Below are 10223 nucleotides of genomic sequence, written 5' to 3'. Positions count from 1 at the left end.
GCGGGTCGGGGCACCGTGGGGGCTGCCCCGACCACGCCGATCGACTCGGACGAGTTCGTGGTGTGGATGTTCAGCCGCGTGCTGGCAGCCGCAGCCGTCGCCTACGCAGTTGCCGGCATCGCGATCACGTGGGTCGCGTTTCTTCTCTCACCGTGGGGTCTTCTGCTCCTCATCCTCGCGTTCGCCGTGCTCGCCGCCGCGACGCTCTCCGGCTTCATCGCATTCGGTGTCTCTCGCCTTGAGGTGGATCCGGCATGAGTGCGCTCAACGTATTCCACTACGACCTCGACCACGAGGTGCGCACGGTCGCCGTCGACGGCGAGCCCTGGTTCGTGCTGTCCGACCTGACGCGCGTTCTCGGCATCACCCAGTTCCGCACCGACCGACTCGACGATGGGGTGATTCGGAATCACCCCATCGAAGACCGCTCTGGTCGATCGCAGCTGACGAACATCGTCAGCGAAGCGGGTATGTACGAGGTGGTGATCCGCTCCGACAAGCCGGGTGCGGTCGACTTCCGTCGGTGGATCACCTCTGAGGTGCTGCCGAGCATTCGCCGTACCGGCGGCTACGCGGTCGCCGAGAGTCCCGAGCAGCTGATGGCGCGCGCGGTCGTCCAGGCACAGGAGATCATCGCGCGGAAGGACGAGCGCATCGCCGTGCTCGAGCCTCGCGCGGAGGCGTGGGACGAGATCGCCGACGCAGGTACGGACTACGCGATCCGCGACGTCGCGCCGATGCTCTCTCGAGCCGGTATCGAGACCGGCCCGCAGCGCCTGTTCGAGACGCTTCACCAGCTCGGCTGGATCTACCGCGGCGAGAAGCAACGGTGGACGCCATACGCGAAGGCGGTCGACGCCGGTTATCTCAAGGTCCGCGCGATGCCGCCGTACCGCGATCGCGACACCGGCGATCTCGTGCCCGCCGCTCCGCAGGTCCGCATCACACCTCGCGGCATAGAACGCCTGCGCGTCCGCCTCGGCGCGGGCGCACTCACTCCCTGACCCCACATACGAAAGCGGGGCGCCCGTTGCACCGGACGCCCCACTCAAGACGAAAGGCAAGCACATGCCTCAGACACAGGATAGCGACGAGAACGTCGAACCGGTGAACGAGTTCGTCCCGATGACCTCGGACATGCACATCAGCGTGATCGAGCGCACCGAGCCGGCCATCGTCGGCCCGATCGCGACCGACGACCGTCGCCTCTGGCCGCTCGCACCGTGGCGCATGGCACTCGTCGTGCTCGCGCTCCTCGGCGCCGCGGTCTGCGGCCCGCCTGCAGCCGACCCGGCCACCGGGTTCAACGGTGCCGACCTCGGCGTCGTGATCAGCCTCGGCCTCTTCGTCGCCGCGTTCGTCAGGGGAGGGAAGTCGTGAGCCAGTCACTGGACGTCATCACCGCTCTCGTCGCCGAGGGCATCCGCAAGCAGATGGCCGCGAACAAGAAACGCTACGTCGCCCCGCGTGACCGCCGCGAGATCGCCGAGGACGCAGCGGCCGTCGCGATCGCCGTTCTCGTCGATGTCACCGGCGGCCACGACCACATCGTGCGCGCCGAGGGCGACACGTTCACCCTGCAGCACCCGCTCGCCGAGCGACTCACCGACGACCTCTTCGACTGCGAGGTGCACGCGCACATCGCCGCAGGGGAACCGCTCGAAGACGGCCGCTACAAGGTCGTCGCCACCGACTCCCACTCGTTCGACCTCATCCCCGTGAAGGACCAGCCATGAACATGAAGCTCATCGAGGACGCGGTATCCGCCGTCCGCATCGCCTCGCAAGACAACGAGGTGGAATGGCTCGACGCCCGCGCCGAGGGCGCGACCGCGTCCGAGGTGCCGAAGCTCTCGCCCACGACGTGGAGCAGCACCCTGTCGGACAAGCTCAACGGATCGACGTTCCGCGGCAACGCGCACACCGAGCGCGGCCACGACCGCGAGTCCGAGATTCTCACCGACCTCGAGTGGGCGACCGAGTCGAAGATCTACCCGAACCGGCACGTCTGGGCCGCAGCATCCAACCGCCGCCACCTCGCGACGCCCGACGGATTCCAGATCCTCGCCGACGGCCGCATCCGAGGCGCCGAGGTGAAGAGCCACCAGCACGGCTGGAAGATGCCGAAGCGCGTGATCCCCACCGACCACTACGACCAGATGCAGTTCGGCATGCACGTTCTCGGCCTCGACGAATGGCTGTACGGCTGGGAGATCATGGGCCCGGACGGCTCCGCACCGACCGAAGACCCACAGTTCCGGATCGTGAAGCGCGAGCAGGCTCGCATCGACGAGCTCGTCGCCGCCGCAGACGCATTCCTCGACTGGATCGACAACGGTGCACCCGTCGAGGAGATCAGCCCCGAGCTCGAAGCCGCGAAGGTGTCGATGCTCGCCGCCGAGCGCGCCGCCAAAGTCGCCGAGACGGCGAAGGTCGCCGCGCGTGCAGAGTTCACCGCGCTGCTCGAGGCCGAGTTCCCCGACGCGATGAAGACCGGGTGGAAGCACGGCGACGACTCGACCGTGGTCCTCGCCCGCCCGGCTCGGAAGACGATCGTCAACGAGGCCGACTGGGCCGCCGCCGAGCCCGAGGACTTCGCCGAGTACGACCGCTGGCGCAACGCCGTGACGTCGACCGAGGAGGTCGCGGTGAAGCTCTACCCGCAGGTCACCTACGCGAAGCCCGCGCTGCGCATCACTCTCCCGAAGGTGGCGAAAGCATGAGCACCGAGATCACCGAAGAGGCCGTGCAGCAGACCCTGCAGGGATACCTCACCATCGCGACGAAGACCGGCGAGCTGCGCGGCGTGAACGTCGAGTTCACCGCCGACGGCGTCACCTGGCATCCGCTGGTCTTCGACCTCGCCGACGGCGCACACCCGATCGCCGCACGCGCTCGCGTCCACCGCGCCGGGTGGGCCGAGCCAACCCACGCTCCCGAGCTGTGGGACGAGGTCGTGCCCGCCGAGGAGGGCTGGCGCGCACTCTGGCTCGCCCGCCCGCACGTCCTGTTCGGCGCGCACACGCTCCGCGCCGCTCTGCGCCGCACCTTCGCGGACGTGCTCGGCGACCGCCGCGAGCCCGACGACCTCGACGCACTCCCGGCACCATCGGCACCGACGCCCGCGTCGGACGACGTCGAGGCGATCGACTGGCTCGCCCGCGTGAACGCCGCGACGACCATCGACGCGCTGAACACGGTGCGGACCGAAGCGCGGCTCGCGCGCGCTGTCACGCTGCCGCTCAAGCAGCGCATGGACGCACGCCGCGACGAGATCGGCGGCGACGCATGGGCGACGCCGGCGAGCACCGAGCAGACGTCGGCCGCGCCGAAGCGACGCGAGCCGCAGGACTACCGGCCGTCCGAGAACCGGGCCGCGCGCCGCAAGGCTTCCCGCAAGAAGGGCGGCCGCCGATGATCGTCGATGACGCGACCGGCACGGTCGCCGAGAGCGGCGTCGAGCTCGTGCCGCTGGACCTCGCCGCCCTGGACGAGGACGAGCTCCTCGGACTGTTCCCGACCCCCGTGCAGTGCGCGGGTGCACTGCTGAAGGCGCGAAGCATGATCGCTCACGCGCCCGCAGTGCTCGCCGCACGCTCGAAGGCTGTAAAGGACGCGAAGCGGAACCTGATCGTCGCCCGCGGCTACGCCCGCCAGACGGCGACCGGCCGCGACGCCGAAACCCGCCGCCTGGTCGCCGAGAGCGACGCCGAAGTGCTGAAGGCATGGGAAGCGATCGACGTCGCCGAGCTTGCCCTCGAGTACGCCCGCGAGATGCGGAAGACCTTGAGCGAGGACATCGAGATCCTGCGTTCCCTCAACGCGAACTTCCGAGGAGAACACCGATGAGTGACTCGCCCGCGTTCAGTCAAACCACGGGCCGACCGTCGCCCGGGACTCGCACAGCACGCGCGCCGAAGCGACCAAATCGGATGCGCAGCGTGTTCGGAATGTTGTCGTGGTCCGCAGCATCCGCCCAGACTTCGAGCTTGTCGCCGGAGATGAGCGTTCGAGGCTTGTTGTGCGAGGCCGTGTACCTCACGCCGGAGAGGCTGTCGGGAGCGATATGCACGCTCCGCACCGTCTTGCTCCCGGTATTGCGCACAATGATGCGGCCCTTGTGCTCCTCATCTAGTTCGACATCGAAGGTCACCTCGGCTCGCCTGGCCCGCCGCTCGGCGGAGAGCGAAAACAGGAACGCTGCGAGAGAGAAAGCGACCGCGACGATGCTGGCCCACGGGAGTTCTTCCATGCCCCGCACTCTATCGGGGGTGACCCGATGAGCGCCCCGACCACGGCAACGCGCAACGCCGTGTATCAGCGTGACGGGCGCCGCTGCGCGGCATGTGGTGTCATGGCGCTCACCTTCCAGCACCGCCGAGCGGTCGGCATGGGCGGGTCGAAGAACGTGCCCTCGCCGGTCGACGGCCTGTCGCTCTGCGCGACGTGCAACGCCGGCTGTGAGGGCGTCATTCAGGCGCAGGCGCTCCGCTTCGGGTGGAAGGTGCGCCGTTGGGTGACCAATCCGGAGCGCGTGCCGGTGTTCTACCCGCGCGAGATGTCCTGGTATCGCCTCGAAGGCGTGCGCCGCGTGCGCATCACTCACACGGTCGCGATGGAGATGGGCTGCAGCGTCTACGGCGCTGAGTGGCTGGCCTGGCATGAGGCGATCGCATGAACCTCCTCGACACGTACTGCTGCCAGGGCGGCGCCTCACGCGGGTACGCCGACGCAGGGTGGAACGTCATCGGCATCGACATCGACCCGCAGCCTCGCTACCCGTTCCCGTTCCTGCAGATGGATGCGCTCGAGGCGCTGCGCAGGCTCGTCGCGGGGGAGTGGCTCGAGTTCACTCGACCGGATGGCAAGCCGCTCTTCGTGACGCTCGATGATCTTGACGCAGCTCACGCGTCTCCGCCGTGCCAGGCCAAGACGAAGGCGCAGAAGATCCAGAAGAACACGCACCCGCGCCTTATCGCACCGACCCGAGAACTTCTGCTGCAGACCGGGCTCCCGTTCGTGATCGAGAACGTCGTGCCCGAGGATGAGGCCGACGACCCAGACCCGCTCGTCGAGCCGTCGATGCTCTGCGGTGAGATGTTCGAGATTGAGACCTACCGGCATCGGCTCTTCGAGACCAACTGGGATCTCGTGGTGCCATCGCACCCGCAGCACCTGGCACGAAACACCAAGATGGGCCGTCCGCCGACGCCGGGCGAGTACATGCACATCGTCGGCAACTTCTCCGGCGTTGACCGAGCACGACGCATCATGGACATGCCTTGGGCGAACCGTGACGGGCTTCGTGAGGCGATCCCGCCCGCATATGCCGAGTACGTCGGTCGTCAGATGCTCGCGAGCGTACGTGCGAGGGCTGCCGCATGAGCATCGTCAGCGAGGCTTTCAACGCGTGGCGCGAGTGCCGCGCTGAGTACGACGAGACGCTATATGCGCAGTTCGATGCAGCTGAGGAGGCGACGAACGGCGCGATGCTGAACGCCCGCGGCCGCGAGAAGGGCATCGACCCCTTCACCCTCTTCATGGGGAACGAGACCCGCGCCCGTGCGTACGCGTCTGAGGAGCTGCTCGAGCACTGGGAGACGCACCCGCGGATCACGTTCACGATGTTCGAGCGGAAGTGGCAGCGGCAGCGCGAGGCGGAGCTCATCGAGGACGCGGCATGAGCGCCATCCTCGAGGCGAATATCGCCCACTCGCTCGCGACGGTCGAGGAGAAGGAATGGACCCCGAACCGTGACGTCACGCTCGCCGAGCTCCGCATCGTCGACATGATCCACGAGGGCAAGCCGGCGTGCCGCCTGTGCGGGCAGATCGTGAATCGTCTCGACGCCTTCGCCCTCTGCTCAAAGGTGTCCGACTCTCACAAGGAACGGCGCGGCGAACCCGTGCCCCGCAAGAAGGCGAGGACGCGATGAGCGTGATGCCGAAGTTCGCGATGACGTATGTCGTCGTGTGGGCGGATGAGCACGGCCCGGGGCGTCACGTCCTGAAGGTCGGCCGCGCCTGGCGGTTCTCCCGCGTGCAGGAGATGACCGTTTCCGGCGGTCAGGTCGTGGTGCTCGCCCGTGGCACGGATGCGTCATGGGAGACGGAGGCGCTGCGGATCCTGCGCCGCTGGTTCCCGCAGGCGTTCACCTCCGAGCTCGAGGCGCGGCACGTGCTGTTCCGTGGCCGCGGGTGGACGGAGTGTTTCGAGGTCGACGACGAGCATCTACAGCTCGCGATCGATCTGGTGTTCGAGGGATTCGCGAAGGGAAGCGATCAAGGTGTCAACGAGGAGCGTGCAGCGGCGGATCAGCGCGGAGGACATGCGGTGGCCGGGCTACCTGCGCGCACCGCACGACGCGAAACCGACCGCGGTGGGGTTGTGGACGACGGCGACGGACCCGCTGGGCCGGTGCGAGCTGGTGCCGGAGCTGATCGCCGCGGCGATCTACCCGGGGCAGGCGGCGACCGATCTGGTGGTCGATCATCTGCTGATGCTCGCGGACTCCGGGTTCCTGACGATCTATCAGGAGCAGGGGTCGGAGTGGATCGCACTCCGGCGCCCGCTGCGGGTGGATGCACGCCTCGCGTCGTCGAACGCCCCGGAGCCGCCACGCGAGCATTCGCGAGCATTCGCGGCTGTGGGGGGAGCGGGCGAGCGAGCGCGGGCGAGGGTGCGGGCCGAGGGTGCGGAGCGTGCGGGGGAGTGGGCGTCGTGGGAGCGGGAGCAGGAGACCCGGCAGAGCCCGCCCCGCCGGCCGCTGCTGCTGGATGCCCCGCCCATCGGATGCCCCGATCATCCCAGCGGCCGTCGAGAAGACTGCGGGCCCTGTGGAACGTACCGCCGCCGCCACGATCGCTGGCTCGCTCAGGAGCGCTACACGCAGCAGGTCACCGAGTGGGAGCAGTCACAGCAGACCGAGGAGGTGTGGGATGACGAACCGTTCTGAGATGGCCCTCGCTGAGTTCCTGGATCGGTGCTGCGCGAGGTATGCGAAAGAGCCGTCGTTCCGAGCCAAGCTCCGGCGCGAGTTGGACAAGCCGAACATCACACGATCAGACAGGAAAGCAGCATGAGCACCGAGACCACCACGAAGCATCTGTGGGAGATCGATCACCCGTACTACTGCAGCGAGGGCAACTTCTACAAGGCAGGCATGCACTCGATCTTCGAGTCATGGGCTGAGTTCGCCGAGCCGAGCAGTCAGACCCCCATCGAAGACCTGGGCAACCTGCTCTACGACTTCGACGAAGACCTGAATCTGCTGTGGCGCTGGGATTGGAAGCGCGCTGACCCGTCCGACTACGAGTACGAGATCGAGGCCGACCCCGACTTCGAGATCCCCGGCGACACCTTGCAGCTGTTCTTCATGCTGCAACGCAAGGCGTACAACATCTCGGTCGAGGTGGCAGTCACCGAGGCGGACGAGCCCGCGGTGCGCGAGTGGCTCGAGGCGAAGGCGCTGCACATGCGACGGCTCTGGGCGCCACTGCTCGACGTCGTGGCGACCGAGGCGGCAGCCTGATGGCCGGCGAGACCGTGATCACCGTCGTCGGCAATCTGACGGCGGACCCGGAGCTGCGCTACACGCAGAACGGCCTCCCGGTGGCGAACTTCACGATCGCGAGCACCCCGCGCAACTTCGACCGTGCGGCGAACGAGTGGAAGGACGGCGACGCGCTGTTCCTCCGCGCGTCGGTCTGGCGGGAGTTCGCCGAACATGTTGCCGGCAGCTTGACGAAGGGCATGCGGGTGATGGCTCAGGGTCGTCTCCGTCAGCGCTCGTATCAGGACCGTGAGGGCAATCAGCGGACGGCGATCGAGTTGGAGGTCGACGAGATCGGCCCGAGCCTCCGCTACGCGACGGCACAGGTGACACGTGCCGCGCGCACGGATGGTCAGCGGCCGGGAGCATCCGCCCCGGCGCAGGAAGAGCAGTGGGCGGCGTCTGAGCCGCCTACGGATGGGGGATGGGGCAATGCCGACGACACACCGTTCTGAGCTCGTCACGCAGATCGCAGACGCGCTGACCGACGAGGCGTACGACGGCGGCATGGGACCGATGAGCGAGACCGAGTTCCCGCGTCACGTCCTCCGCCTCGCCGAGACCGCCGTCGAGGTCATCGAACGCGACGGCTTTGAGAGCGTCCGGAGGTTCGCTGAGATCGCGGCCGGGAACTTCGACTCGGAGCTCGACTACTTCGGAGACGAGATCAAGCGCCGCATCCAGATGGACGCGCACAACCTCGACCCCGAGCACCCGGGCGAGGGCGAGCCGTGCGCCGTCTGTGAGGACGACAACACGGTCGACGGGGGGAACGATGTCTGATCGCTACTGCATCCGGGGCTGCACCGTCCGCGACGAGCACTATGCCGCGTGCGACCTTGATGGGTGCCCCGGGTGTGCTCCTCGGGAGGCCCGCGAGGGCGTCCTGATCTGCCCTGGCTGCTATGGCCGGTCTCGTCGCCTGCTCGCTGATCTCGACGACATGATGGGCCGCCTGGATTCTCTCGCAGATCCGATGAAGGCGACGCCGACGGATAAGCAGCCGGGCGGCTCGAGCTCGACGGAGCCGCCGGCACCGGTCGACGCGGATCTGCTCGACGCGATCCGGGATGTGTCTCGCACGATGGTCGCGTGGGGCACGTTCACCGGCCGCCGCACGATCGATGAGGCGTTCGATGACATCGCGAACGACGTCGAGGACATGACCCGTTTCGCTGAGGGGTGGCTGGACCGCACCCCGGTCGACGGGGACGGGATCCGCTCGTTCTGGACGGTCGCTGATGCGATGGCGAAGTGGGGTCCGGAGCGTCGCACGAAGAACGACTCGGAGTGGGTGGATGACGTGTCGGGGGAGGAGGTGGCTGCGATCCCTGAGTGGGGTGACCAGCTGCTGAACCGTGACGAGGCGGATCGGGAGGCGGGCTCGGCGAGCACGTTGCGTCGGTGGCTGCAGCGCGAGCTCATCGCCCCGGTGGGGACGATCTACATCGCCGGCCGCCGCACGACCCTGTTCCGCCGGTCTGAGCTCATGCGGGTGAAGGCCGACCAGGTGACGAATCAGCGCGCGGGGCGCCCGCGCAGCACGAGCACAGGAGAGACACCATGAATGACAACGAGAAGCTGATCGAATCAGTGCGGGATTACCCGACGATCACGCGCATGGCACACGTCACGCAGATCGAGAAGATCGGGGAGCTGCGGGATGCGCTCATCGCCGCCGAGAGCCACGACGGGAAGCTCGAGTGGCCGGATCACTGGACGGCGAATGAGAAGCTCCGTGATCTGCATGCCCGTTGGCATCAGCAGGCGGGGAACCTCCTCGGGCGTGAGGCGTGCGGGTGGCAGCGCTGCGAGTTCTGGGATGCAGCAGAGTTCACGCTCCGGCTCGCCGATGTGCGCGTGATCGGCCGGGAGCCGCAGGGCGAACCGTCCGACGCGCTCGACCTCGACCGGCTCGAGAAGCTCGCGAACGCCGCGACGCCGGGGCCGTGGGAGTTCATCTTCGGCGGACCCGAACAGGACGAAGACGGGTCGTGGTACGAACCGACAGAGAGCGGTGTTCGCAGCGGCGACTGGGAGAACGACTTCCCACACGCCGACGCCGAGTTCATCGCAGCCATCGACCCGCAGACGGTCCTCGCCGTGATCGCCGCTCTGCGTGCTGCTGGGGGTGTGCGATGAGTGACGAGCGTCTCACCGAGGCGCGGAAGGCACTCGCCCGATATGAAGACCGCAACAGCAAGCCGAACCCGGCACACCTCGCCGACGCGATCCGGGGACTGATGGCACTCGTCGAGGAGCTCACCGAGCCCGAGGCCGAGCCGTGCGACGCCGAAATCTGGTCGTGGGACATCTTCCGGCACCAGCAGGTCGACCCGTACTGGATGCGATGCCACAAGCTCGGCGCGCATGACGAGCACGAGAACTCGGAGACCGGCGCGCACTGGCCGGTGAAGCTGCAAGAGACGGCGCCCTAGAGTTCCTTGCCGCTTGTGACCTTGCTGGCGTGGTCAGTGCCACCCGGTCCGCGAGTGACCTTCCAGAGCTCGGTAGCTTCGTCATCAGGTCGGATGAACACGAGATACCAAGGGTGATTGCCTTTGCCTTCAGCGCGAAACGCGCCCCTCAACGCGCTGAGGTTCCAACGCCCGCTGTGGTCGGACTTCTGCCACTCGCCGACGAGTGCCCCGAGAACTGCGAGCGGAACATCT

General features: G+C 67.6%; 20 protein-coding genes. 18 read left to right on the top strand and 2 right to left on the bottom strand.

The window, feature by feature from the left end; all coding sequences use genetic code 11:
• From RU09_RS18730 to RU09_RS11910, 7 genes are all read left to right on the top strand, one after another.
• Window positions 1–258, top strand: a 258-nt coding sequence (locus RU09_RS18730; RefSeq protein WP_197066034.1) for a hypothetical protein, incomplete at its 5' end; no start/stop codon positions are given.
• Window positions 255–1004 carry a phage antirepressor KilAC domain-containing protein gene (locus tag RU09_RS11935; RefSeq protein WP_042540809.1) on the top strand — a complete coding sequence of 250 codons (750 nt, stop codon included), beginning with the start codon at window positions 255–257 and terminating at the stop codon, window positions 1002–1004. The genes RU09_RS18730 and RU09_RS11935, both read left to right, overlap by 4 nt.
• A 64-nt stretch (window positions 1005–1068) precedes the next feature.
• Entirely contained in the window at window positions 1069–1380 is a 312-nt protein-coding gene (locus RU09_RS11930; protein WP_042540808.1) for a hypothetical protein, read from the top strand.
• Window positions 1377–1736 (top strand): DUF6085 family protein, encoded by a 360-nt coding sequence (locus tag RU09_RS11925; RefSeq protein ID WP_042540807.1) that lies wholly within the window; start codon window positions 1377–1379, stop codon window positions 1734–1736. Before RU09_RS11930 ends, RU09_RS11925 begins: the two co-directional genes overlap by 4 nt.
• On the top strand, window positions 1733–2722 hold the full coding sequence (locus RU09_RS11920; protein ID WP_042540806.1) for a YqaJ viral recombinase family protein: 990 nt from the start codon (window positions 1733–1735) through the stop codon (window positions 2720–2722). The genes RU09_RS11925 and RU09_RS11920 overlap by 4 nt, the downstream gene beginning before the upstream one ends.
• Window positions 2719–3417 (top strand): hypothetical protein, encoded by a 699-nt coding sequence (locus RU09_RS11915; protein ID WP_042540805.1) that lies wholly within the window; start codon window positions 2719–2721, stop codon window positions 3415–3417. The genes RU09_RS11920 and RU09_RS11915 overlap by 4 nt, the downstream gene beginning before the upstream one ends.
• Window positions 3414–3848, top strand: coding sequence for a hypothetical protein (locus tag RU09_RS11910; RefSeq protein ID WP_042540804.1), 435 nt, complete (start codon window positions 3414–3416; stop codon window positions 3846–3848). Before RU09_RS11915 ends, RU09_RS11910 begins: the two co-directional genes overlap by 4 nt.
• A 19-nt stretch (window positions 3849–3867) precedes the next feature.
• On the opposite strand, the gene RU09_RS11905 is transcribed toward RU09_RS11910, so the two are convergent.
• On the bottom strand, window positions 3868–4251 hold the full coding sequence (locus RU09_RS11905) for a hypothetical protein (RefSeq protein ID WP_042540803.1): 384 nt from the start codon (window positions 4249–4251) through the stop codon (window positions 3868–3870).
• Between the two features lie 27 nt (window positions 4252–4278).
• On the opposite strand from RU09_RS11905, the gene RU09_RS18090 reads away from it, so the two are divergent.
• From RU09_RS18090 to RU09_RS11850, 11 genes are all read left to right on the top strand, one after another.
• Entirely contained in the window at window positions 4279–4677 is a 399-nt protein-coding gene (locus RU09_RS18090) for a hypothetical protein (protein ID WP_156145916.1), read from the top strand.
• Complete coding sequence (locus RU09_RS11895) at window positions 4674–5384, top strand: DNA cytosine methyltransferase (protein WP_042540802.1); 711 nt, start codon at window positions 4674–4676, stop codon at window positions 5382–5384. The genes RU09_RS18090 and RU09_RS11895 overlap by 4 nt, the downstream gene beginning before the upstream one ends.
• Complete coding sequence (locus RU09_RS11890; protein ID WP_042540801.1) at window positions 5381–5683, top strand: hypothetical protein; 303 nt, start codon at window positions 5381–5383, stop codon at window positions 5681–5683. Before RU09_RS11895 ends, RU09_RS11890 begins: the two co-directional genes overlap by 4 nt.
• Window positions 5680–5934 carry a hypothetical protein gene (locus tag RU09_RS11885; protein ID WP_042540800.1) on the top strand — a complete coding sequence of 85 codons (255 nt, stop codon included), beginning with the start codon at window positions 5680–5682 and terminating at the stop codon, window positions 5932–5934. The genes RU09_RS11890 and RU09_RS11885 overlap by 4 nt, the downstream gene beginning before the upstream one ends.
• A gap of 351 nt (window positions 5935–6285) precedes the next feature.
• Complete coding sequence (locus RU09_RS11880) at window positions 6286–6954, top strand: hypothetical protein (protein ID WP_197066032.1); 669 nt, start codon at window positions 6286–6288, stop codon at window positions 6952–6954.
• A gap of 123 nt (window positions 6955–7077) precedes the next feature.
• Entirely contained in the window at window positions 7078–7530 is a 453-nt protein-coding gene (locus tag RU09_RS11875; protein ID WP_042540798.1) for a hypothetical protein, read from the top strand.
• Window positions 7530–8006: a single-stranded DNA-binding protein gene (locus RU09_RS11870; RefSeq protein ID WP_042540797.1), complete on the top strand. Its 477-nt coding sequence runs from the start codon at window positions 7530–7532 to the stop codon at window positions 8004–8006. Before RU09_RS11875 ends, RU09_RS11870 begins: the two co-directional genes overlap by 1 nt.
• A complete protein-coding gene (locus tag RU09_RS11865; protein ID WP_042540796.1) occupies window positions 7984–8334 on the top strand; it encodes a hypothetical protein in 351 nt (116 codons plus the stop codon). Before RU09_RS11870 ends, RU09_RS11865 begins: the two co-directional genes overlap by 23 nt.
• A gap of 160 nt (window positions 8335–8494) precedes the next feature.
• The gene (locus RU09_RS11860) at window positions 8495–9118 is read left to right on the top strand and encodes a hypothetical protein (protein WP_156145915.1); all 624 of its coding nucleotides are present in this window, start codon (window positions 8495–8497) and stop codon (window positions 9116–9118) included.
• Window positions 9115–9693, top strand: a complete 579-nt coding sequence (locus RU09_RS11855) for a hypothetical protein (protein ID WP_042540794.1) — start codon at window positions 9115–9117, stop codon at window positions 9691–9693. The genes RU09_RS11860 and RU09_RS11855 overlap by 4 nt, the downstream gene beginning before the upstream one ends.
• Window positions 9690–9989 (top strand): hypothetical protein, encoded by a 300-nt coding sequence (locus RU09_RS11850; RefSeq protein ID WP_042540793.1) that lies wholly within the window; start codon window positions 9690–9692, stop codon window positions 9987–9989. Before RU09_RS11855 ends, RU09_RS11850 begins: the two co-directional genes overlap by 4 nt.
• Here RU09_RS11850 and RU09_RS18930 read toward each other — a convergent pair.
• A partial coding sequence (locus RU09_RS18930) for a hypothetical protein (RefSeq protein WP_042540792.1) occupies window positions 9986–10223 on the bottom strand: 238 nt, incomplete at its 5' end. The two genes, RU09_RS11850 and RU09_RS18930, sit on opposite strands and share 4 nt — an antisense overlap.

The sequence above is a fragment of the Microbacterium sp. MEJ108Y genome, from assembly GCF_000834175.1.
Lineage (GTDB): Bacteria > Actinomycetota > Actinomycetes > Actinomycetales > Microbacteriaceae > Microbacterium > Microbacterium forte.
This window is presented reverse-complemented; position numbering and strand designations above follow the sequence as displayed.